We start from the raw sequence: 23,723 nt of genomic DNA, 5'->3' as shown, positions 1-23,723 counted from the left end.
TGCACCGGGCTTGAAACAGGTCAGATGGCGACCAGATGACCTTCCTGCAGGTGCAGTACGCGGTCCATCTGCCGGGCCATGCTCATGTCATGGGTCACCACCAGGAACGCGGTACGCATCTGGGTGCTCAGTTCGAGCATCAAGTCCTTGATGCCCTGGGCGGTGTGGGAATCGAGGTTGCCGGTCGGCTCGTCGAGCATCACCAGGCCCGGGTTGTTCACCAGGGCGCGGGCAATCGCCACACGCTGGCGCTCACCGCCGGACAATTCGGCCGGTTTGTGCTCCAGGCGATGGCCGAGGCCAACGCGCTCCAGCAAAGCCTTGGCACGCTGGCGCGCCTCTGGGATCGCGGTCTTGCCGATCAGCAGCGGCATGCACACGTTTTCCAGGGCGGTGAACTCCGGCAACAGGTGGTGGAACTGGTACACGAAACCCAACGAACGGTTGCGCAGTTGGCCGCGGGCCTTTTCGCCGAGGGCCGAGAGTTCTTCGCCGGCCAGCCACACGCTGCCCTGGGACGGCGTATCGAGGCCGCCCAACAGGTTGAGCAAGGTACTTTTGCCGGAACCGGAACTGCCGACGATCGCCACGCGCTCGCCGGGGTGCAGCTCAAGTTGCAGGTTGGACAACACCACCACCGATTCCGGACCTTCCTCGTAGGACTTGCCCAGGTTGCGGCAGCTCAGGATTGCTTTTTCACTCATGCCCGATTCACTCATAACGTAAGGCCTGTGCTGGCTGGGTACGTGCCGCGCGCCAGGCTGGATACAGGGTGGCAAGGAAACTCAGGACCAACGCAGCGCCGCCCACCATCAGCACGTCCTGGGCCTGAACCTGGGACGGCAAGTAATCGATAAAGTAGACGTCGGCATTGAGAAACTTGTGGCCGATCAGGGTTTCGAGGCCGGCGATGGCAGCGCTGACGTTGAGCGCAGCCAGAATGCCCAGCGCGGTGCCGATCAAGGTGCCGACCACGCCGATCACCGTGCCCTGCACCATGAAGATCGCCATGATCTGCCCCGGCGTGGCGCCCAGGGTGCGCAGGATGGCGATGTCGCCCTTCTTGTCGTTCACCACCATCACCAGGGTGGAGATGATGTTGAAGGCCGCGACGGCGACGATCAGCAGCAACAGCAGGCCGATCATGGCTTTTTCCATGCGGATGGCCTGGTACAGGTTGCCGTGGGTACGGGTCCAGTCGCGGGCGTAGTACTGGTTTTCACCCAGGTGCTGGGCGATTTCCCAGGCGCCACGCGGGGCGTCGAACAAATCGTTGAACTTCAGGCGCAGGCCCTGCACCTGGTCCGGCTTCCAGCGATGCAGACGCGCCAGGTCGGTGAGGTTGGTCAGGCCGAGGTAGCCGTCGATCTCGCCAGCGCCGACGTGGAAGGTGCCGACCACAGTAAAGCGCTTCATGCGCGGGAACATGCCGGCCGGGGTCACGGTGACTTCCGGGGCAACGAAGGTCAGCTTGTCGCCGATGCCCACGCCGAGCTTGGCCGCGGCCTTGTCGCCGATGACGATGCCGAAGCTGCCGGGCGCCAGGTCGTCGAGTTTGCCCTGCAGCATGAACTTGTCGATGATCGAGACCTTGCGCTCCTGGACCGGGTCGATGGCATTGAGCAGGATTTTCTGCACCTTGCCGTCATGGGTCAGCAACCCTTGCATCTGGGTGAACGGCGCCACGGCCACGACCTTGGGGTTCTGCTTGACCTTGTCGGCCAGGCTTTGCCAGTCGCTGATCGGTTCACCCGACTCGATGGTCGCGTGGGGCACCATGCCCAGCACGCGGGTACGCATCTCATGATCGAAGCCGTTCATAACCGACAACACCACGATCATCACGACCACGCCAAGGGCGAGACCGATCATCGAGGTCAAGGAAATGAACGACACAAAATGATTGCGACGCTTTGCACGGGTATAACGCGTGCCAATAAATACGAAGAGAGGTCTGAACATGTCGGGGCTTGTTCGGAGGAAAAGAAGACGTCCCGGTGGCGGGGTCTGGTAAGCAGCTTTACACTCAGACCATTACCGCTACTTTGGGTTCGCCATGTCGACATTAGATGAAGAAGAACGCCGCGAATACTACCGTATCGACGACATGATCGCACTTCAAATCAAAAGCCTGTCCGCCCCCGAAGCGGCGAGCAAGGAAGTGTTGCTGGATGATTCGCCGCTATTCAATCTACTCAGTGAACTGCACCTGAGCGAATTCGAAGCCCAACACCTGTTGCGCCAGCTCAGCGAGAAAGATCGCAGCCTGGCCGCCCTCCTCCGAATCCAGAACAAACGCCTGGATCTGCTCAGCCAGATCATGGCGCGCGGGCTGCTGGACGAAGTCGGCGCACCGCAGCCGGTGATCATTTCCGAAGGCGGCATCGACTTCCTGCACCCGACGCCCCTGGCACTCGACGCCCACCTGGCGGTCAAGCTGGTGCTGATGCCCCAGGCGCTGGGCCTGCTGTTACGGGCGCGGGTCACCCATTGCGATGCCAAGGGCGGCGCTTTTGCCATTGGCACGGAATTCGAATCGATGACCGACGCCCAACGCCAACTGCTGGCGCGCTACATCCTGCAGAAACAGGCGCAGCAACGGCGCCTGGCGCGGGAACAGAGCGACGCCAAAGACACCTGAATTCGTATTCACCCCGCCAGACGACCTGGCGCAAAGGAGCAACTGTGACCCTGATCTACGGCCACCGCGGTGCCAAAGGCGAAGCACCAGAAAACACCCTGACCAGCTTCCAGCAGTGCCTCAAGCACGGTGTACGCCGTTGCGAATTGGATTTGCACCTGTCCATGGACGGCGAACTGATGGTCATCCACGACCCGACCCTCAAGCGCACCGCCGACCGGCGCGGCAAAGTCGTCGAGTATTCGGCGGCAGACCTGGTGAAGATGGACGCCCGCAAAGGCGGCCCCGGCTGGATCAACCCCTGCCCGATCCCGCGCCTGGAAGAGCTGTTCGAAAAGTGCGACTTCGATCACTGGCAACTGGAAGTCAAAAGCGCCTCGCGCACCCGCGCCGCGACCACCGTGCTGGCGATCCGGGAAATGGCCGTGCGTTTCGGCCTCATGGACAAGGTCACAGTGACCTCAAGCTCACGGGAAGTGTTGAAAGCGGCGGTGGAACTCACCCCGGACCTGTCGCGCGGGCTGGTGGCCGAATACGCCTGGCTCGACCCGCTGAAGGTCGCGCAAAACTATGGCTGTGAGTTTCTGGCGTTGAACTGGACGTTGTGTACCCCCGAGCGTCTGGAAAAAGCCCAGCGCCAGGGATTGCACGTGTCGGTGTGGACAGTCAACGAACCTGCGCTGATGCGCAGGCTCGCCGACTTCGGCGTAGATAGCCTGATTACAGACTTTCCCGGTTTGGCCACTGCCACGCTCGAGAATTACTGAAATCGGTCTCCCCGGCCGGCTCAGGCCACCGGCCGGAGCCGCTCAAAAAAGCCGGTTGAGGCCGTCGTAGGCCGCGACCCGATAGGCTTCCGCCATGGTTGGGTAGTTGAACGTGGTGTTGACGAAATACTTGAGGGTATTTTGCTCGCCCGGCTGGTTCATGATGGCCTGGCCGATGTGGACGATCTCCGAAGCCTGGTAGCCGAAGCAATGCACGCCGAGGACTTCCAGGGTTTCACGGTGGAACAGAATCTTCAGCATGCCTTGCGGCTCGCCGGCGATCTGCGCACGCGCCATGCTCTTGAAGAACGCCTTGCCCACTTCGTAAGGCACCTTGGCCTTGGTCAGTTCGTGTTCGTTCTTACCGATCGAGCTGATCTCCGGAATCGTGTAGATCCCGGTCGGCACGTCGTTCACATAGCGCCAGCTGCCATTGTCGACAATGCTGCCAGCGGCCGAACGGCCCTGGTCATGGGCGGCGCTGGCCAGGCTTGGCCAGCCGATCACGTCGCCGGCGCCGTAGATATTCGACACGCAGGTTCGATAGTTCTCGTCCACTTCGATCTGGCCACGGTTGTTGACCTTGACCCCGACATTTTCCATGCCCAGCTTGTCGGTGTTGCCGGTACGACCGTTGCACCACAGCAAGGCGTCGGCCTTGATCTTCTTGCCGGACTTGAGGTGCAGGATCACACCGTTGTCCAGGCCTTCGACGCGCTCGTACTCTTCGTTGTGGCGCACGGTGATGTTGTTGTTGCTGAAGTGATAACTCAACGCCTGGGAAATTTCCGAGTCGAGGAAGCTCAGCAACTGCTCACGGTTGTCCACCAGCTCTACCAGCACCCCCAGGCCGCTGAAGATCGAGGCGTATTCGCAGCCGATCACGCCGGCGCCATAGATGATCAGTTTGCGCGGGGTATGGCCCAGGCTGAGGATGGTGTCGCTATCGTAGATACGCGGGTGGAGGAAATCGATATCCACCGGGCGATACGGGCGCGACCCGGTAGCGATGATGATGTGCTTGGCCACCAGCTTCTCGACCACGCCGTTGGAGCAGACCACTTCGACGGTTTGCTCGTCGGCGAAGCTGCCGGTGCCGAAGAACAGGTCGACACGGTTACGGGCGTAATAGCCGGTCCGCGACGCCACCTGCTTGGCGATGACTTTTTCCGCGCTTTTGAGCACGTCCGGGAACGAAAACCAACGCGGCTCGCCAATGGCCCGGAACATCGGATTGGTATTGAACTGCATGATCTGGCGCACTGAGTGACGCAAGGCCTTGGACGGGATGGTACCCAGGTGGGTGCAGTTTCCGCCGACCTGGCGACGGCTATCGACCATTGCCACCTTGCGCCCTGCCTTCGCGGCGTTCATCGCCGCACCTTCTCCAGCCGGGCCGGAACCCAGTACTACCACGTCGTAGTTGTAGACAGCCATGCGTACTCCTCAGAACAGGCCAGGCGCGCGGTTTGACGCCTGGCTAAATCATGCCGCGGCCAGCGGTCATGAAGGACAATTTGGCTCAAGTGTGTGAACCCGGGCACAGTCTATATAAGGCTCAACGCCGCGCACATTAACCCTTGGTCGCGTCGTAGGCCAGTTTTGCCTTTACTACACAACGTGGATTACGGTTTCACAGCGGTCATCTGTTCGAACGCCTGATTACTGCGCGTGACGAAAACGTCCCCCTCGCGCTGCACAAAAAACGCGGCGATCTGGTGCTGTTCGGCGTAATCCCAGCCTTGCTCCGGCCCAAGGATCAACAGCAACGTCGACAGTCCATCGGCCATCAGCGCCGACGGGTGCAACACTGTCACCGATGCCAGTTGATGGGTAATCGGCGCGCCGGTCCGCGCATCCAGGGTGTGGGAATAGCGCCGACCACCCTGCTGGAAATAATTACGATAGTCACCCGATGTGGACACACCAAAGCCGTCTACACGGATGATTTTTTCGGCGACCTGCTGGTCATCGCGAGGCTCTTCCAGCGCGACGCGCCAGGGCGAACCATCCGGTTTGTGGCCGACAGCCTTGAGTTCGCCGGTGGCTTCGGCGAGGTAGTGATGGATACCCAAGCCGCTCAACAGCTCGGCGATACGATCCACCGCGTAACCGGCAGCAATGCTGTTGAAGTCGACCTCGACGGCGGCGTCCTTGCACAGCTGTTCGCCGTCGATGCGCAGATGCTGGTGACCGACCCGTTGACGCACCTCGGCCAGCGTCGCGGCGTCCGGCACCTTGAGTTGCCGGGCCTGGGGCCCGAACCCCCACAGGTTCAGCAGCGGTTCCACCGTCAGGTCGAACGCACCCGCGCTGGCCTGGGACAGTTGCTCGCCGGTACGCACCAGTTGCAGCACCGGCGCGGGCATCGGCTGGCAGCTGTTGGCTGGCAGATTGTTGAAACGCTCGATATCCGAGTCGCTGCGGTAGGTCGACAGCTGTCGGTCGACATCCCCCAGGATTTTTTCCACCTGGCGCTGCAGCTCTTTCGGCGTAGGTGCCGTCGAGCTTCTGACATACTGGATCGAATAGGTGCTGCCCATGGTCGGCCCCCCAAACTGCTCCAGCGTATCGCCGCCACAGCCGGCCAGCGCCGCAAAACCGCACACCATCGCTATCTGTCGCAGATTGCCCATAAACCTGATCGCCGTCGAAAAGTGAATTAACCCGCAGGCACACACCCTGGCAGGACCGCCCATTATGCGGCATGCCGTTATCTGTTTATGGCTGATGTTCGCACTCCCGGCGCTCACCAATGAGGCGGATCGTCCCACCTTGGCCGACCACAGTTGACGGCGTATCGCCTGAAAAAATGCATTCCCCTGTAGGCGCAGGCTTGCGCGCGATGCCTCCCACACACCCAAAACCCACAGACAGAAAAAAGCCCCGAACCAGTCGGGGCTTTTTCATTCAACCTGGACGCTTAGCGCGGGAATGCAGGCGGGTTGACCCCAGCCATGTCTTCCATCACGCGAACGACCTGGCAGCTGTAGCCGAACTCGTTGTCGTACCACACGTACAGCACAACACGGTTGTCCTGGGTAATGGTCGCTTCCGCGTCCACCACACCGGCGTGGCGCGAGCCAACGAAGTCGGTGGAGACCACTTCCTGGGAGTTGACGAAGTCGATTTGCTTATGCAGATCGGAGTGCAGCGCCATGTAGCGCAGGTACTCGTTCATCTCGTCGCGGGTAGCGGCTTTCTCAAGGTTCAGGTTGAGAATGGCCATCGACACGTTAGGCGTCGGCACGCGGATCGCGTTACCGGTCAGCTTGCCGGCCAGCTCAGGCAGGGCCTTGGCGGCAGCGGTGGCGGCACCGGTCTCGGTGATCACCATGTTCAGCGCGGCGCTGCGACCACGGCGATTGCCCTTGTGGAAGTTGTCGATCAGGTTCTGGTCGTTGGTGTACGAGTGAACGGTTTCGACGTGGCCGTTGATGATGCCGAACTTGTCATTGACTGCCTTCAGCACCGGCACGATGGCGTTGGTGGTGCAGGAAGCGGCGGACACGATCTTGTCGTCAGCGGTGATTTCCATGTGGTTGATGCCGTGAACGATGTTCTTCAGCTTGCCTTTGCCAGGCGCGGTCAGGACAACGCGGGCAACGCCCGGGCAGGTCAGGTGCTGGCCCAGGCCTTCGGCGTCGCGCCATACGCCGGTGTTATCCACCAGCAGGGCGTCCTTGATGCCGTACTGGGTGTAATCCACCTCGGTCGGGTTCTTCGCGTAGATCACCTGGATCAGGTTACCGTTGGCGGTGATGGTGTTGTTTTCTTCGTCGATGACGATGGTGCCGTTGAACGGACCGTGTACCGAGTCACGACGCAAGAGGCTCGCGCGCTTGGCCAGGTCGTTCTCGGCGCCCTTGCGTACCACGATGGCGCGCAGGCGCAGGCCGTCGCCGCCACCGGTTTTACCGATCAGGATGCGTGCCAGCAGGCGGCCGATGCGACCGAAGCCGTAGAGCACAACGTCAGTGCCTTTACGGGCGGAGGCGTTCTGCTTGCCGACCACGTCGGCCATTTCTTCACGCACGAACTGCTCGACGGAACGGCCGTTGGCTTCAGCGCGGAACTTGGCGGCCAACTTGCCCAGGTCTACCGAAGCCGCGCCGAGCTTGAGCTCGCTCATGGCTTTGAGCAGAGGGAATGTTTCGTGGACGGAGAGTTCGCTGTCGTTGGTCGAACGATGGCGAGCAAAGCGATGCGCCTTGAGAATCGCGATGACTGACTGGTTGATCAGACTGCGGCCATAGATCGAGCTCACCACATTGTTATTGCGGTACAGCTGACCGATAAGCGGGATCATCGCTTCAGCGAGTGCTTCACGGTCGATCCATTCACCAAGACACTGGTCGGGCTTCTGAGTCACGGGAACCTTCCACATGTAGGGGCTGAAAAAAGGGGCTACATTATGCCGTCCGGCCGCCCCCGGAGCAATGCGCGTCCTACAACAAAACGCGCTTACCCAAAAAAGCCACCTCGCTGCAGCCCAGTAAATACGCGGGTTCCAGAAGGCCACTAGTGGAGCGGGCAGCACGACTTGTCCGTAACCCTCCGAAAACTATATGCATTTTGGCACTACATATTGAGTCAAAACGCGCCATTGTTTGTCTTAGCCACCACATTTCCCGCAAACCGTAATAGGCTCAGTCAGCAACTGACAGGCGGCACCTCGGGCCGTTACAATTACCGACTTTGTCGCAACGCTTGGAGCTCAACCTTCCGTGCCCGTTCTGCGTCTACCGCAACTCCCTGCCGCGGCAGGTAAACAGCACTGGGGCAATTTGCCCGGTGCCGCCCTGAGCCTGGCCATCGCCGAGGCTGCCAGCGCAGCCAAGCGCTTTACCCTGCTGCTTACCGCCGACAGCCAAAGCGCCGAACGGCTGGAGCAGGAGCTGAGCTTCTTCGCCCCCGATTTGCCGGTGCTGCATTTTCCCGACTGGGAAACCCTGCCCTACGACCTGTTCTCGCCGCACCAGGACATCATTTCCCAGCGCATCGCCAGCCTGTACCGCCTGCCGGAACTGGTCCACGGCGTGCTGGTGGTGCCGATCACCACGGCGCTGCACCGCCTGGCGCCGACCAAGTTCCTGCTGGGCAGCAGCCTGGTGCTGGATATCGGCCAGAAGCTCGACGTGGAGCAAATGCGTACACGCCTGGAAGCCAGCGGCTACCGCTGCGTCGACACGGTGTACGAGCACGGCGAATTCGCGGTGCGCGGAGCGCTGATCGACCTGTTCCCGATGGGCAGCAAGTTGCCGTACCGCATCGACCTGTTCGATGACGAAATCGAGACCCTGCGCACCTTCGATCCGGAAAACCAGCGCTCCATCGACAAAGTCGAGTCGATCAAACTGCTGCCGGCACGGGAATTCCCGCTGCAGAAAGACGCGGTGACGCGTTTCAAGGCGCGCTTTCGCGAACGCTTCGACGTCGACTTCCGCCGCTGCCCGATCTTCCAGGACTTGAGCAGCGGGATTACCCCCGCCGGTATCGAGTACTACCTGCCGCTGTTCTTCGACGAAACCTCCACCCTGTTCGACTACCTGCCCCAGGACACCCAGGTGTTCTCGCTGCCGGGCATCGAGCAGGCGGCGGAAAACTTCTGGAGCGACGTGCGCAACCGCTATGAAGAGCGTCGCGTCGATCCGTCCCGTCCTTTATTACCGCCCGCCGAACTGTTCCTGCCGGTGGAAGACTGCTTCGCCCGCCTGAAAAACTGGCCGCGCGTGGTCGCCAGCCAAGAGGATGTGGACGCAGGCAGCGGCCGCACGCGCTTCCCCGCGCAAAACCTGCCGAACCTGGCGATTGAAGCCAAGGCCAGCCAGCCGCTCGAAGCGCTGTCCAACTTCCTCGGCGATTTCGCCGGGCGCGTGTTGTTTACCGCCGAATCGGCCGGGCGCCGCGAAGTGCTGCTGGAGCTGCTGGAACGCCTGAAGCTGCGCCCGAAAACCGTCGACAGCTGGCCGGACTTCGTCGCCGGCAAAGAGCGCCTGGCGATCACCATTGCGCCGCTGGATGAAGGCCTGTTGCTGGACGATCCGGCCCTGGCGCTGATCGCCGAAAGCCCGCTGTTCGGGCAACGGGTGATGCAGCGCCGTCGCCGCGAAAAACGCGCCGACGCCAACAACGACGCGGTGATCAAAAACCTCACCGAACTGCGCGAAGGCGCGCCGGTGGTGCATATTGACCACGGCGTCGGCCGCTACCTGGGCCTGCAAACGCTGGAAATCGACAACCAGGCCGCCGAATTCCTCACCATGGAATACGCCGAAGGCGCCAAGCTGTATGTGCCGGTGGCCAACCTGCACCTGATCGCCCGCTACACCGGCAGCGACGACGCCCTGGCGCCGTTGCACCGCCTGGGTTCCGAGACCTGGCAGAAAGCCAAGCGCAAGGCCGCCGAACAGGTGCGCGATGTCGCCGCCGAGCTGCTCGACATCTATGCCCGTCGCGCCGCCCGCGAGGGTTATGCGTTCGCCGACCCGAAAGCCGACTACGCCACGTTCAGCGCCGGCTTCGCCTTCGAAGAAACCCCGGACCAGCAAACCACCATCGAAGCCGTGCGCGCCGACATGCTCGCGCCCAAGCCGATGGACCGCCTGGTGTGCGGCGACGTGGGCTTCGGCAAGACCGAAGTGGCGATGCGCGCCGCCTTCATCGCGGTGCATGGCGGCAAGCAAGTGGCGATCCTGGTGCCGACCACCCTGCTCGCCCAGCAGCACTACAACAGCTTTCGCGACCGCTTTGCCGACTGGCCGGTGACCGTGGAAGTGATGAGCCGCTTCAAATCCGCCAAGGAAGTGAACGCCGCCATCGCCGACCTGGCGGAGGGCAAGATCGACATCGTGATCGGCACCCACAAGCTGCTGTCGGACGATGTGAAGATCAAGAACCTGGGCCTGGTGATCATCGACGAAGAACACCGCTTCGGGGTGCGTCAGAAAGAACAGCTCAAGGCCCTGCGCAGCGAAGTCGACATTCTGACCCTCACCGCCACGCCGATTCCGCGCACGCTGAACATGGCGGTGTCGGGCATGCGCGACCTGTCGATCATCGCCACTCCACCGGCGCGGCGTCTGTCGGTACGCACCTTCGTGATGGAGCAGAACAACAGCACGGTCAAGGAAGCGCTGCTGCGCGAATTGCTGCGTGGCGGGCAGGTGTATTACCTGCACAACGATGTGAAAACCATCGAGAAATGCGCCGCCGACCTCGCCGCACTGGTGCCGGAAGCACGCATCGCCATCGGCCACGGGCAAATGCGCGAGCGCGACCTCGAACAGGTGATGAGCGACTTCTACCACAAGCGCTTCAACGTGCTGATCGCCTCGACCATCATCGAGACCGGCATCGACGTGCCGAGCGCCAACACCATCATCATCGAGCGCGCCGACAAGTTCGGCCTGGCACAACTGCATCAACTGCGCGGCCGCGTCGGACGCAGTCACCACCAGGCCTACGCCTACCTGCTGACGCCACCGCGCCAGCAAATCACCGGCGACGCGGAAAAACGCCTGGAAGCCATCGCCAACACCCAGGACCTGGGCGCCGGCTTTGTGCTGGCCACCAACGACCTGGAAATCCGTGGCGCCGGCGAACTGCTCGGCGACGGCCAGAGCGGGCAGATCCAGGCCGTGGGCTTCACCTTATATATGGAGATGCTCGAACGCGCGGTGAAAGCCATCCGCAAGGGCGAGCAACCGAACCTCGACCAACCCCTGGGCGGCGGTCCGGAGATCAACCTGCGCTTGCCGGCATTGATCCCCGAAGACTACCTGCCGGATGTTCACGCGCGACTGATCCTGTACAAGCGCATCGCCTCGGCCACCGACGAAGAAGGCCTCAAGGACCTGCAGGTGGAGATGATCGATCGCTTCGGCCTGTTGCCGGAACCGACCAAGAACCTGGTGCGCCTGACCCTGCTCAAATTGCAGGCCGAGCAACTGGGGATCAAGAAGGTCGACGCCGGGCCGCAGGGCGGGCGCATCGAGTTCGAAGCGCAGACGCCGGTGGACCCGTTGGTGCTGATCAAGCTGATCCAGGGCCAGCCCAACCGGTACAAGTTCGAAGGGGCTACGCTGTTCAAGTTCATGGTGCCGATGGAACGTGCCGAAGAACGCTTCAATACCTTGGAGGCGCTGTTTGAGCGCCTCATCCCGAAATCTGTTTGAAGGACGCCCCAATGCGCGTGTTTCGCATTCTGAGCTTGTTATTAGTGGTACTCGCACCTTCGGCGTTTGCCGACAGCCTGTACCAAGTGGAAATGGTCCTGGTGCGCCAGAACGCGGAGCCGGTGATCAACAGCCGCGCCGCGCCGGAAGACTGGGATGCCGGCGCCGAGCGCCTGGGCGACAGAAGCAGCCCGGCGCGCCTGGGCACGATCGTCGACAAACTCCGCGCAGACGCCAACTACACGGTGCTCGCGCACAAGGCCTGGGAACAGAACCTCGGTGAGCAGCCGGTAAAAATCGCGATCACCGACGGCCGGGAGCAGTTCGGTCAGTTTCCCCTCGAGGGTGTGCTGAGCCTGCAACTGGGGCGCTTTACCGATATCGACGCGGACTTCTGGATCAACCAGTTCGACGGCAACGGCAGCGTCATCGCCAGCGAGCATCTGGCGCAGAAAGACGTGCGGACCAAGAACAACCAGCTCAACTACCTGGATGGCGGCCACCTGGCGCTGCTGATCAAGATCACTTCGTTGACCGCCAAACAGCCCAGCGCACCGCCCGTCGACTTTCAGGACTGATCCAGCGCCATGCCCCTGACGTCGCCGCTCACCAAGCCCCTGGCCCCTTCGTGGGCCAATCGCTTCAAAGAACAAAGCCTGGAGCGCGGGCGGCGCTATGCCTTGGAGAACCGGGTACGCATCGTCGAGTCGGGCGACAGCACCATCATCGCCAGTTGCGAAGGCTCGGGCAGCAACGTCTACCGGCAGACCATCTCGTTGCGCGAATCGGCCAAGGGCACGCTGATCCTGGTGGACAGCCGCTGCACCTGCCCGGTACACACCAACTGCAAACACATCGCGGCGGTGCTGCTCAAGGTCCAGGAAACCCTGGCCTACCCGGCGGCGGCCCAGGACGCCGAACTGCTGGAAAAACTCCAGGCCGTGCTGGACAACCGCGTGGTGCTGCCGCAAGTGGTGATGGACGACGTGCTGCCCGTGCCGCGCCTGTGGCTGGCCAGTGTCGCGTTCAGCGCGTTCGAGCCGCGCAACGGCAAGATGCAGCGCTATATCCAGCACCGTGCGGCGCTGTCGTTCAACTATCTGGGCAACTACGTCAGCGGGCAAAAGAACGCCGACATCATCGTCCGCCAGGAAACCCAGAGCCTGCGGATCAAGCGGCACCCCGAGTTGGAACAGCGCTATCGCGAACAACTGCGCCTGCTCGGTTTCAAGATCGCCACGCGCCAGAGCAAAGCGTTGCCGGAAAGTGCCGGCGAACTGTTCGAGATGGTCAATGACAGCGCCTGGCTGAACTTCACCCTCAACGCATCGCCGACACTGCGGGCCGAAGGCTGGGAGTTGCAGATCGACGACGACTTCGGCTTCGACCTGAGCCCGGTGGACGACTGGTATGCCACCGTCGACGAAGGCCCCGAGCGCGACTGGTTCGACCTGGAACTGGGGATCATCGTCAACGGCGAACGCCTGAGCCTGCTGCCGATCCTGCTCAACCTGATGCGTTCGCACACCGAAATCCTCAACCCGGAAAAACTCGCACGCCGCCGCGATGACGAACTGATCCTGGTCAACATCCCCGGCCTGCCCAACGGTGGCCACGGCCCGCTGCAAGTGGCGCTGCCCTACGGCCGCCTGAAACCCGTCCTGGCCACCCTCGGCGAGTTCTACCTGCAGGAACCCGGCACCACCACGCTGCGCCTGGCCAAGGCCGACGCGATCCGCCTCAACCCGCTGGAAGACCTGCCGCTGCAATGGGAAGGCGGCGAGAAGATCCGCACCTTCGCCCAGCGCCTGCGCGACATCAAGGATTTCACCTGCGTCGCGCCCGAAGGCTTGAACGCGACCTTGCGCCCCTATCAGCTGGAGGGCTTGAGCTGGATGCAGTCACTGCACCAGCTGGAGGTGGGCGGCATTCTTGCGGACGACATGGGCCTGGGCAAAACCTTACAGACCTTGGCGCATATTCTCAGCGAGAAGATCGCCGGGCGCCTGGACCGCCCGTGCATGGTGGTGATGCCCACCAGCCTGATCCCCAACTGGCTCGACGAGGCCGCGCACTTCACGCCGCAACTCAAGGTCCTGGCGCTGTATGGCGCCACCCGCAAAAAGCACTTCGCGAACCTGCAGGACTACGACCTGCTGCTGACCACGTATGCGTTGCTGCCCAAAGACATCGAGCAACTCGCCGCCCTGCCCTTGCATGTGCTGATCCTCGACGAAGCGCAGTACATCAAGAACCCTTCGAGCAAGGCGGCCCAGGCGGCGCGTGAGCTGAACGCACGGCAGCGCCTGTGCCTGAGCGGCACCCCGCTGGAAAACCACCTGGGCGAGCTGTGGTCGCTGTTCCACTTCCTGTTGCCGGGCTGGTTGGGCGACGTGAAAAGCTTCAACCGCGACTACCGCGTGCCGATTGAAAAACGCGCCAGCGATGTACGATTGCAGCACCTGAACGGTCGGATCAAACCGTTCCTGCTGCGTCGCACCAAGGAACAGGTGGCGACGGAATTACCGCCGAAAACCGAGATCATCCACTGGGTCGAGCTCAATGAAGCCCAGCGCGACGTGTACGAAACCATGCGCCTGGCCATGGACAAAAAAGTCCGCGATGAGATCACCCGCAAAGGCGTGGCGCGCAGCCAGATCATCATTCTTGAAGCGCTGCTCAAGCTGCGCCAGGTGTGCTGCGATTTGCGCCTGGTCAACGATGCCACCCTGCCGACGCGCGGCAGCAGCTCGGGCAAGCTCGACAGCTTGATGGAGATGCTCGAAGAGCTGTTTGCCGAAGGGCGCCGGATTCTGTTGTTCTCCCAGTTCACCTCGATGCTGAGCCTGATTGAACTCGAGCTGAAAAAACGCGGTGTCGCCTACGCGCTGCTGACCGGCCAGACCCGCGATCGGCGCACGCCGGTGAAAGACTTCCAGAGCGGCAAGCTGCAGATCTTTCTGATCAGCCTGAAGGCGGGTGGCGTAGGACTCAACCTGACCGAAGCCGACACTGTGATCCACTATGACCCGTGGTGGAACCCGGCCACGGAAAACCAGGCCACCGACCGTGCGTATCGCATCGGCCAGGAGAAACCGGTGTTCGTCTACAAGATGATTGCACGGGGCACGGTGGAGGAGAAAATCCAGCACCTGCAGAAGGAAAAGTCCGACCTTGCAGCGGGCGTGCTGGACGGGCGGACCACCGGGGATTGGCAGTTGGGCAACGAAGAGATCGAGGCGCTGTTTGCGCCGCTGCCCAACAAACAAGAAAAACGCTGACGGTTAGATCGCCCTCGCGGGCCAGCGCGCCGCCACATTCGACCGCGCTTCGACAGAATGTACGCAATCAAGTGTAGGAGCGGGCTTACCCGCGATAGGCGCGCCGCCGTCTCAATCGATCAACTGCGCATCCCGCAACGCGCCGAGCGCCACCAGCCAACGCGAGTCTTGCTTATACTCCATCGACGCAACCGCCTGCCCACGCATCCGTGCGATCCGCGCCGATGGCGTGACCTTCATCCGCTGGGCCGCGCTCAGCGCCAGTTCGGCAGCCGCCCGATCGTTGCACACCAGGCCCATGTCACAACCCGCCGTCAGTGCGGCCTCAATACGGCTGGCCGCATCCCCGACCACGTGGGCGCCAGCCATGGACAGGTCGTCGCTGAAAATCACCCCGTCAAATTGCAATTCGCCGCGCAGGATGTCCTGCAACCAGCGGCGCGAGAAACCGGCCGGCTGGGCGTCGACTTGCGGGTAAATGACGTGGGCTGGCATCACCGCAGCCAATTGCCGGCTCAGGCGTGCGAAAGGTACCAGGTCATTGGCGCGAATCTGTTCCAGGCTGCGTTCGTCATTGGGAATCGCAACGTGGGAATCGGCCTCAGCCCACCCGTGCCCCGGGAAGTGCTTGCCGGTGGCGGCCATGCCGGCGCTGTTCATGCCACGGATAAACGCCCCGGCAAGCACCGCGGCGCGCTCGGGGTTGCCCTCGAAGGAACGGCTGCCGACCACGGCGCTACGCTGGTAGTCCAGGTCCAGCACGGGGGCGAAGCTCAGGTCCAGGCCGACGGCCAGGACTTCAGTGGCCATGATCCAGCCACACTGTTCGGCGAGGTATTCGGCGTTAGGGTGATCCGCCAGCGCACGCATGGCCGGCAGGCGCACAAAACCCTGGCGCAGGCGCTGCACGCGACCGCCCTCCTGGTCGACCGCCAGCAGCAGGTCCGGGCGCACGGCACGAATCGCCGCGCTCAATTCCCGCACCTGGCGCGGATGCTCGATATTGCGCGCAAAAATGATCAGGCCGCCCACCTCAGGCTGGCGCAACAGGTGGCGATCCTCGGCCGTCAGCCAGGTGCCGGCAACGTCGACCATCAAAGAACCTTGCAGGGCAGCAGTCATAAACCTTCCTTAAATAACGCACACAACCCATTGCCCTCGCGGCGCGGCGGGCGCGGCAAGAACAATGGGTTGCGAGTAAATAGCTGAATTCGGCATGGGCGGCTAGCTTAGCGGATGCTGGCGGCCGCGCACACCCGGGGCGGTCAAACCTTCGCGGGGACTGGCGTCGATTTGCTGCGCGGACGCAATTGCGCGGCGGCCATGGTCTGGTCGGTCACGCCGGTTTCGGCGCGCATGCCGGCAGCGAGGAACGGCACCATCAGGCGCATCACCTGCTCGATGGAGGTGTTGACGCCAAAGTCAGTCTCGGCAATCGCCCGCAAGGCCTTGATCCCGGACATGCTGAATGCCGCCGCGCCGAGCATGAAGTGTACGCGCCAGAACAATTCGATCGGCGGGATGCGCGGGGCGGCTTCGTTGACCAGCAACATATAGCGGCGGAACACCTTGCCGTACATGTCTTCCAGGTAGCGGCGCAGGTGGCCCTGGCTCTGGCTGAACGCCAGGCCCAACAGGCGCATGAAGATCGACAGGTCGTTGCCGCTACGTGGCTGCACCACCAGCGCTTGCTCAACGAGGATTTCCAGCAGTTCTTCCAGGCTTGGCTTATGGTCGGCCTTGGCCTGGCGGCGTTCGAGCTCACGGTCGAGACTGGCGCAGAACGGCCCCAGGAAACGCGAGAACACCGCCTGGATCAGGGCTTTTTTCGAGCCGAAATGGTAGTTCACGGCGGCGAGGTTGACCCCGGCCTTGCTGGTGATCAGCCGCAATGAGGTTTCAGCAAATCCTTTTTCCGCGAACAATTGCTCGGCAGCATCGAGAATGCGTTCAACGGTTTCCGACTGGGCCATGGCTACTCCGCCTGACAAACACTTGTTTGAAACATACGTTTCAGCTTGTGTCTTGTCAAGCCTGCGGGTTCGCTTTCCGGCCGGGCAGTCATCTATTTGAACGCTATTTAATCACATCCTTTCAACTCTGTAGGCAGCGCTGTCTTTGCGTTGTAGGAGGGCTGACGAATGACCGTCCAGCGGACGCGCAAAAAAGGATGATTGCCAAGCGCAGTCCACTGTATATAATCCCAGTCACTGTATAAAAAGACAGAGCGATCAACATGCTAAAACTGACGCCACGCCAAGCTGAGATTCTGGCTTTTATCAAGCGCTGCCTCGACGACAACGGCTACCCGCCGACGCGCGCGGAAATTGCGCTGGAACTGGGGTTCAAATCCCCCAACGCCGCCGAAGAACACCTCAAGGCCCTCGCTCGCAAAGGCGCGATCGAGATGACCCCGGGCGCTTCGCGGGGCATTCGCATCCCCGGTTTCGAAGCCAAGGCCGACGAATCGACCCTGCCGATCATCGGCCGCGTCGCTGCCGGCGCGCCGATCCTGGCGCAACAGCACGTCGAGGAATCCTGCAACATCAACCCGACCTTCTTCCACCCTCGCGCCGACTACCTGTTGCGGGTCCATGGCATGAGCATGAAGGACGTGGGCATTTTCGACGGTGACCTGCTGGCCGTCCACACCACTCGTGAAGCCCGTAACGGCCAGATCGTCGTCGCCCGCATCGGCGATGAAGTCACCGTCAAACGCTTCAAGCGCGAAGGCAGCAAGGTCTGGCTCCTGGCCGAGAACCCTGAGTTCGCCCCGATCGAAGTCAACCTGAAAGACCAGGACCTGGTGATCGAAGGCCTGAGCGTCGGCGTCATTCGCCGCTAAAGGAGGCATCATGCAGCTCGTGCACACCCCACAACACACACAACTGTCGCTGTTCGAGGCCTTCATGGCCCAACCCCTTGCGCCCATCCTCAAAGAAACGGTCGAGGCGCCCTGGTGCGCCGAGCCTGAGGCGTTCAGTGAACTGTCGTTGCGCGGTGCGGCCGGGAGCTGCCTGAGCCTGCTGGCGCCGATCCTGCGCGAACTGAGCGAGGAACAGGATGCACGCTGGTTGACGCTGATCGCCCCACCCGCCAGCCTGACCCAGGCCTGGCTGCGGGACGCTGGTCTCAACCGCGAACGCATCCTGTTGCTGCAACCACGCGGCGCGCAAAGTGCCCAGCAGTTGACCTGCGAAGCCCTGCGCCTGGGCCGCAGCCATACAGTGGTGAGCTGGTTGAACCCGCTGAATGCCAACGCCAAGCAACAGTTGATCAGCGCTGCGCGTACCGGCGATGCGCAGAGCTTGAATATTCGTTTGGGGTAATTCGAGGTGTCGCAGGCTAGCCCTGTGGCAAGGGAGCTTGCTCCCATTGGACGGTGCAGCAATCGCATGTTCAGGGCCGCTTAGCGCCCCAGCGGGAGCAAGCTCCCACGCCACACTCAGTGCAGAACCCGTGGACCGTCTTCTTTCTCCGGTTCGCCTTCCGCCAGGCGGCCTGCCATCTGTACGCCAACGCTCAACATGGCTTTTGCCACTTCCACGTGCTGGCCTTGCAGGAACGCCTTGGCGTCTTCGGAAAAGTCCAAGATAACCAGAGAACCCTCGTCCTCAGCCCGGCGCAGCTCGATTCGGCCGTCAGGCAATTCAACAATTTCCAGAAAGGACGTTGGCATAAAAGTCTGTTCTCCACGAAAGGCCGGGATTATATCAGTCATCTGCCGGGCCTCGCAGTGGATCTGGCGAGGTTTCTTTACGGCTGGATGAATGGTGCTTAGTGAGAGCAAGCCCACTGCCACAATTTTGATTGGCACCCATCTGCGCAGGTGCCTTGGCTGTCAGCTCGCAATGATCACCGGCTCAACGAGCGTGTCTCAGCACTCGTTCAAACCTTCACGAAACCGCAGCGCCATGTTTTTCAGCTCCTGGCGCCAGCCTTCAAGCTCTTCGCGGCTCAACGGCTTCGGCTCATCCTCTTCCAGCGACAGCGCCACGATCAACGGCTGGGTCACATCGCCCTTGGGCACATGGGGAACACGTGGCGGCTGGAACATATCGGCATGCGCCTTGAGCAGGCGTGCCACCCAACTGTCGGGGCTTTGCGCCATTTCCACCAATTCGGCGAGTTCAGGGATCGCCATGGCGTCCAGCACTTCGCGATTCATGATCATTTCCGCACGCGGCGAACCGGCCTGGGGCAAACGGTAGAACCCGGCGATTTCATGACACAGCCCGAGCAAGGCGCCGTACAGGTGGAACAGGGCCGCCTCACGCCCCGCCTGGACCAGCGCGATGGCGTTCATCTCCTTCCCTTCCTCGGCACGGCCAAGGGCTTCCAGGGATAAACCCGCGAAGTAAATTTTCTGGTTGGTACGGGTATAGAGTTCGTTGGCCATGACGGCAATCTCCACAACGAATAGGCGTAATGCTGGTATGTAGGAGCGAGCTTGCTCGCGAAAAACCTGGGGGTGCCGTGGGGCATCAGGTTTTTCGTGTAATCGTTAGCGACCTTCGCGAGCAAGCTCGCTCCTACAGCAAGCAAAAGCCGTCTATGCAGACGGCTTTTAGCGTTATCAGATTAACCGATCAAGCGCCCTGGCGCTTGTCCTCGACCTTCCACTTGCCGCCGTCGTAGAACGCCTTCCAACCGGTCGGCTTACCGTCCACTTCGGACTGCACGTACTGTTCCTTGGTCTTGCGGCTGTAGCGGATCACGGCCGGGCGACCGTCCGGGTCCTTCTTCGGCGCTTCGCACAGGAAGTGGTACTTCGGATCGATCTCATCCTTGTGCGGCACGATCTCGAGCACCAGCGGCGCACGGGTCTCGCGGTTTTTCGGGAACTGGCTGGCAGCCAGGAACAGCCCCGAAGCGCCATCACGCAGGATATAGGTGTCGTTGACCTTCTCGCACTTGAGTTCGGGCATCTTCACCGGGTCCATCTTCGGCGGCGCCGCGTCACCGCTTTTCAGCAGTTTGCGGGTGTTCTTGCACGTCGGGTTGGTGCAACCGAAGAACTTGCCGAAACGGCCGGTCTTGAGTTGCATCTCGCTGCCGCACTTGTCGCATTCCAGGCTCGGGCCTTCGTAGCCTTTGATGCGGTAGCTGCCCTCTTCGATCTCGTAGCCGTCGCAATCCGGGTTGTTACCGCAGATATGCAACTTGTGCTTCTCGTCCAACAGGTAGGCATCCATCGCCGTGCTGCAGATCGGGCAGCGGTGCTTGCCACGCAGCACCAGCGATTCGGATTCACCCTCGTCGTCGGCGGCGATTTCATCGCCCGGCACCAGGTTGACGGTGGCCTTGCAGCGCTCTTTCGGCGGCAGGCTGTAGCCCGAGCAACCGAGGAACACGCCGGTGGACGCGGTACGAATCTGCATCGGCCGGCCGCAGGTCAGGCACGGGATGTCGGTCATCACCGGCTGGTTGGCACGCATGCCGCTGTCCGGGCTTTCGGCCACTTCGAGTTTTTTCTTGAAGTCGCCGTAGAACTCGTCGAGCACGCTCTTCCAGTCGCGCTCGCCCTGGGCCACGTCATCGAGGTTCTCTTCCATGCCGGCGGTGAAGCCGTAGTCCATCAGGTTGGAGAAACTCTCGGACAGACGCTCGGTGACGATGTCGCCCATTTTTTCCGAATAGAAACGCCGGTTGTGCAGCGCCACGTAGCCACGGTCCTGGATCGTGGAGATGATCGCCGCATAGGTCGAAGGACGACCGATACCGCGTTTCTCCATCTCTTTCACCAGGCTGGCTTCCGAATAACGCGCCGGTGGCTTGGTGAAGTGCTGGGACGGGTCGAGCTTGATCAGCTTCAACGTGTCGCCCTGGGCCATGTCCGGCAGTACGTCGTCGTCGCCTGGCTTGGCGATTTGCGGCATCACGCGGGTGTAGCCGTCGAACTTGAGGATACGGCCCTTGGCACGCAGCTCGAAGTCGCCTGCGCCCACGCTGACGGTGGTGGACAGGTATTGCGCCGGCAGCATCTGGCAGGCCAGGAACTGGCGCCAGATCAGCTCATAGAGGCGCTCAGCGTCACGTTCCATGCCGCTCAGCTTGCTCGGCTCGGTGTTGGCGTCGGAAGGACGAATCGCTTCGTGAGCCTCCTGGGCGCCTTCTTTGCTGCTGTAGACGTTCGGCTTCTCCGGCAGGTACTTCTTGCCGAACTCGCTTTCAATATACGTGCGCGCCATCGCCACAGCGTCTTGCGACAGGTTGGTGGAGTCGGTACGCATATAGGTGATGTAGCCGGCTTCGTACAGACGCTGGGCCATCATCATGGTTTTCTTCACGCCGAAGCCCAGGCGGTTACTCGCGGCCTGTTGCAGGGTGGACGTGATGAACGGCGCCGACGGCTTGCTGCTGGTCGGTTTGTCTTCGCGCTTGACGATGCTGTAGCTGGAAGACTTGAGCTTCTCCAGCGCGGCCATGGCCTGGGCTTCGTTCAGCGGCTTGAAGGCCTCGCCTTTTTCACGGGCCACTTCAAAGCGCACGTTGGCGCCCTTGGCGGTGCCGAGGTCGGCGTGGACTTCCCAGTATTCTTCAGGGTTGAACGCACGAATCTCGCGCTCACGCTCCACCACCAGCTTGACCGCGACCGATTGCACACGGCCAGCAGACAGGCCACGGGCAATCTTGGCCCACAGCAGTGGCGAGACCATGTAACCCACGACGCGGTCGAGGAAACGGCGTGCCTGCTGAGCGTTGACGCGGTCGATATCCAGTTCGCCCGGCTTGGAGAAGGCTTCCTGGATGGCTTTCTTGGTGATTTCGTTGAACACCACACGCTTGTAGCGGCTGTCATCACCGCCGATGGCTTCCCGCAGGTGCCAGGCAATGGCTTCCCCTTCGCGGTCCAAGTCCGTTGCGAGATAGATGGTGTCGGCATCTTTGGCGAGCCGGCGCAGCTCTTCGATGACCTTTTCCTTGCCCGGAAGGATTTCGTACTTGGCCTTCCAGCCATGTTCCGGGTCCACACCCATGCGCGAGACCAGCTGCTTGCGCGCTTTCTCTTTAGGCGTGAGCACCGGACCTTCGCCCGCAGCCGCCTTGCCGCGCTTGGCGGCAGGCTCCTTGCTGGCGCTAGCCGAACCGCTGGTGGGCAGGTCTCGGATATGGCCGATACTCGACTTCACCACGTACTCGTTGCCCAAGTACTTGTTGATGGTCTTGGCCTTAGCCGGGGATTCCACAATGACCAGCGATTTGCCCATGGATCGGAAAATTCCTGAATTCGAGAAGTGAAAGGCAGTTGGCGCCTGACGCGGCAACGCTATATATAGTGGCAACCGGGTGAGGTCAAGCGCAGCATTCTGCGCAGCCTGCCGTTATTGCCCTGAAAAAAGACTGGGTTCGGCCTGCACCAAAGCAAAGCGCGGGACCTGTTCGCCGTCAACTTCGACGGACTCGAGGAACATGCTCAACGGGCGCACCCAAAAGCCGTAATCGCCATACAGTGCTTGGTAGAACACCACTTCTTCTTCGGTCTCGGAGTGCCGCGCCACATTAAAAACGCGGTACTGCGGACCTTTATAATGTTGGTAGAGCCCTGGTTCGACTTTCATGCTCTGGCCGCCTTACAAAATTTGTTAAAAAAAATAATAAAACTACCGAAAAACAAAAACCGGGGCACTGGGCCCCGGCTTCCGTCAACCCAACGCTTAAAGGCGTTCGAAGACGGTGGAAATGCCTTGGCCGAGACCAATGCACATGGTTGCAACCCCGAGGTTGCCGCCATTTTGCTTCATCACATTGAGCAAAGTGCCGGAGATTCGCGCGCCGGAGCAACCGAACGGGTGGCCCAGGGCGATCGCGCCGCCGTGCAGGTTAACCTTCTCGTTCATCTTGTCGAGTACTTTCAAATCTTTCAGCACCGGCAGGGCCTGTGCGGCGAAGGCTTCGTTGAGCTCGAAGAAGTCGATATCGGCGACGGTCAGGCCCGCGCGCTTCAAGGCTTTTTGTGTCGCCGGTACCGGACCATAGCCCATGATCGCCGGGTCCACACCCGCTACGGCCATCGAACGAATCACCGCCATCGGCTGGATACCCAGGTCCTTGGCACGCTGCGCCGACATCACGATCATGCACGAGGCACCGTCGGTGATTTGCGACGAAGTGCCGGCTGTCACGGTGCCGCCCTTTGGATTGAACGCCGGTTTCAAGGCGGCCAGGCTTTCCAGGGTGGTATCCGGACGAATGGTTTCGTCGTAGTCGAACAGTTTCAGGAAACCGTTCTCGTCGTAGCCGTTCATCGGGATGATTTCATCCTTGAACTTGCCTTCCACGGTCGCCTTGTGGGCGAGTTGGTGGGAACGCAGGCCGAACGCATCCTGGGCTTCGCGGGTAATGCCGTGCATCTTGCCGAGCATTTCCGCGGTGAGGCCCATCATGCCCGAGGCTTTTGCCGCGTGCAGCGACATGTGCGGGTTGGGATCGACACCGTGCATCATGCTGACGTGGCCCATGTGCTCCACGCCACCGACCACGAATACATCACCGTTGCCGGTCATGATCGCCTGGGCGGCCGTGTGCAGTGCGCTCATCGACGAACCACACAGGCGGCTGACCGTCTGGGCGGCCGCGGTGTGCGGGATCTGGGTCAGCAAGGAGGCCATGCGGGCGATGTTCCAGCCCTGTTCCAGGGTCTGGTTGACACAGCCCCAGATCACGTCTTCGACTTCGTTCGGGTCGACCTTGACGTTACGCTCCAGCAATTTGCTGATCAGGTGCGCCGACATGTCTTCGGCGCGGGTGTTGCGGTGCATGCCGCCCTTGGAGCGGCCCATCGGCGTGCGACCGAAGTCGACAATCACGACGTCTCTTGGATTCAAGCTCATAAATATTCTCGCTCAAGTGTATG

The 23,723-nt window shown here is 61.5% G+C and carries 19 protein-coding genes; 7 read left to right on the top strand and 12 right to left on the bottom strand.

All coding sequences use genetic code 11. The features are described from left to right. Positions 1–20 precede the first annotated feature (20 nt). Both lolD and MOQ67_RS09190 read right to left on the bottom strand, forming a co-directional pair. A complete protein-coding gene (gene lolD, locus MOQ67_RS09195; protein ID WP_017477213.1) occupies positions 21–704 on the bottom strand; it encodes a lipoprotein-releasing ABC transporter ATP-binding protein LolD in 684 nt (227 codons plus the stop codon). A gap of 7 nt (positions 705–711) precedes the next feature. Then, positions 712–1,962, bottom strand: a complete 1,251-nt coding sequence (locus tag MOQ67_RS09190) for a lipoprotein-releasing ABC transporter permease subunit (RefSeq protein ID WP_046490435.1) — start codon at positions 1,960–1,962, stop codon at positions 712–714. A 94-nt stretch (positions 1,963–2,056) separates the two neighbouring features. Between MOQ67_RS09190 and MOQ67_RS09185 the strand changes: the two genes are divergently transcribed. Then, positions 2,057–2,641, top strand: a complete 585-nt coding sequence (locus MOQ67_RS09185) for a PilZ domain-containing protein (RefSeq protein ID WP_017848787.1) — start codon at positions 2,057–2,059, stop codon at positions 2,639–2,641. A gap of 44 nt (positions 2,642–2,685) precedes the next feature. After that, on the top strand, positions 2,686–3,408 hold the full coding sequence (locus MOQ67_RS09180) for a glycerophosphodiester phosphodiesterase (RefSeq protein ID WP_017848786.1): 723 nt from the start codon (positions 2,686–2,688) through the stop codon (positions 3,406–3,408). 42 nt (positions 3,409–3,450) lie between these two features. Here the strand turns inward: MOQ67_RS09180 and sthA are convergent, their stop codons facing one another. The 3 genes from sthA to MOQ67_RS09165 all read right to left on the bottom strand — a co-directional run bounded on the left by sthA (position 3,451) and on the right by MOQ67_RS09165 (position 7,795). Further along, entirely contained in the window at positions 3,451–4,845 is a 1,395-nt protein-coding gene (sthA, locus tag MOQ67_RS09175; protein ID WP_017848785.1) for a Si-specific NAD(P)(+) transhydrogenase, read from the bottom strand. A 188-nt stretch (positions 4,846–5,033) separates the two neighbouring features. Continuing rightward, positions 5,034–6,044, bottom strand: coding sequence for an FAD:protein FMN transferase (locus MOQ67_RS09170; RefSeq protein ID WP_198717731.1), 1,011 nt, complete (start codon positions 6,042–6,044; stop codon positions 5,034–5,036). A gap of 287 nt (positions 6,045–6,331) precedes the next feature. Beyond that, complete coding sequence (locus MOQ67_RS09165; protein WP_026140244.1) at positions 6,332–7,795, bottom strand: glyceraldehyde-3-phosphate dehydrogenase; 1,464 nt, start codon at positions 7,793–7,795, stop codon at positions 6,332–6,334. Positions 7,796–8,135: 340 nt separating this feature from the next. On the opposite strand from MOQ67_RS09165, the gene mfd reads away from it, so the two are divergent. The 3 genes from mfd to MOQ67_RS09150 are packed head-to-tail and all read left to right on the top strand — an operon-like array spanning position 8,136 to position 14,866. Then, positions 8,136–11,585, top strand: coding sequence for a transcription-repair coupling factor (gene mfd, locus MOQ67_RS09160; protein WP_198717732.1), 3,450 nt, complete (start codon positions 8,136–8,138; stop codon positions 11,583–11,585). Positions 11,586–11,596: 11 nt separating this feature from the next. Further along, on the top strand, positions 11,597–12,163 hold the full coding sequence (locus MOQ67_RS09155) for a CsiV family protein (protein WP_017848781.1): 567 nt from the start codon (positions 11,597–11,599) through the stop codon (positions 12,161–12,163). 9 nt (positions 12,164–12,172) lie between these two features. After that, entirely contained in the window at positions 12,173–14,866 is a 2,694-nt protein-coding gene (locus MOQ67_RS09150) for a DEAD/DEAH box helicase (protein ID WP_198717733.1), read from the top strand. A 111-nt stretch (positions 14,867–14,977) separates the two neighbouring features. Here MOQ67_RS09150 and nagZ read toward each other — a convergent pair whose 3' ends face one another. Together nagZ and MOQ67_RS09140 are read right to left on the bottom strand one after the other, a co-directional pair. Then, on the bottom strand, positions 14,978–15,988 hold the full coding sequence (nagZ, locus tag MOQ67_RS09145; protein ID WP_046490428.1) for a beta-N-acetylhexosaminidase: 1,011 nt from the start codon (positions 15,986–15,988) through the stop codon (positions 14,978–14,980). 143 nt (positions 15,989–16,131) lie between these two features. Beyond that, positions 16,132–16,839: a TetR/AcrR family transcriptional regulator gene (locus MOQ67_RS09140; protein ID WP_017848778.1), complete on the bottom strand. Its 708-nt coding sequence runs from the start codon at positions 16,837–16,839 to the stop codon at positions 16,132–16,134. Between the two features lie 263 nt (positions 16,840–17,102). Between MOQ67_RS09140 and lexA the strand changes: the two genes are divergently transcribed. Together lexA and sulA are read left to right on the top strand one after the other, a co-directional pair. Continuing rightward, positions 17,103–17,711 carry a transcriptional repressor LexA gene (gene lexA, locus MOQ67_RS09135; protein WP_003172575.1) on the top strand — a complete coding sequence of 203 codons (609 nt, stop codon included), beginning with the start codon at positions 17,103–17,105 and terminating at the stop codon, positions 17,709–17,711. 10 nt (positions 17,712–17,721) lie between these two features. Beyond that, a complete protein-coding gene (gene sulA / locus MOQ67_RS09130; RefSeq protein ID WP_017848777.1) occupies positions 17,722–18,195 on the top strand; it encodes an SOS-induced cell division inhibitor SulA in 474 nt (157 codons plus the stop codon). A gap of 116 nt (positions 18,196–18,311) precedes the next feature. Here sulA and MOQ67_RS09125 read toward each other — a convergent pair whose 3' ends face one another. The 5 genes from MOQ67_RS09125 to fadA all read right to left on the bottom strand — a co-directional run bounded on the left by MOQ67_RS09125 (position 18,312) and on the right by fadA (position 23,700). Further along, positions 18,312–18,545 (bottom strand): hypothetical protein, encoded by a 234-nt coding sequence (locus MOQ67_RS09125; RefSeq protein ID WP_017254451.1) that lies wholly within the window; start codon positions 18,543–18,545, stop codon positions 18,312–18,314. Positions 18,546–18,743: 198 nt separating this feature from the next. Then, positions 18,744–19,265 carry a DUF6586 family protein gene (locus MOQ67_RS09120; RefSeq protein WP_017848776.1) on the bottom strand — a complete coding sequence of 174 codons (522 nt, stop codon included), beginning with the start codon at positions 19,263–19,265 and terminating at the stop codon, positions 18,744–18,746. A gap of 190 nt (positions 19,266–19,455) precedes the next feature. Further along, positions 19,456–22,077, bottom strand: coding sequence for a type I DNA topoisomerase (gene topA, locus MOQ67_RS09115; RefSeq protein WP_046384322.1), 2,622 nt, complete (start codon positions 22,075–22,077; stop codon positions 19,456–19,458). Between the two features lie 114 nt (positions 22,078–22,191). Beyond that, complete coding sequence (locus tag MOQ67_RS09110) at positions 22,192–22,428, bottom strand: DUF1653 domain-containing protein (protein WP_010563748.1); 237 nt, start codon at positions 22,426–22,428, stop codon at positions 22,192–22,194. Positions 22,429–22,524: 96 nt separating this feature from the next. Next, positions 22,525–23,700: an acetyl-CoA C-acyltransferase FadA gene (gene fadA / locus MOQ67_RS09105; RefSeq protein WP_026140242.1), complete on the bottom strand. Its 1,176-nt coding sequence runs from the start codon at positions 23,698–23,700 to the stop codon at positions 22,525–22,527. Between the last annotated feature and the right edge of the window lie 23 nt (positions 23,701–23,723).

It is taken from the genome of Pseudomonas sp. LY-1, from assembly GCF_053502595.1.
Note: the sequence above shows the minus strand (reverse complement) of the source record. Positions and strands in the feature narration are given on the sequence as shown.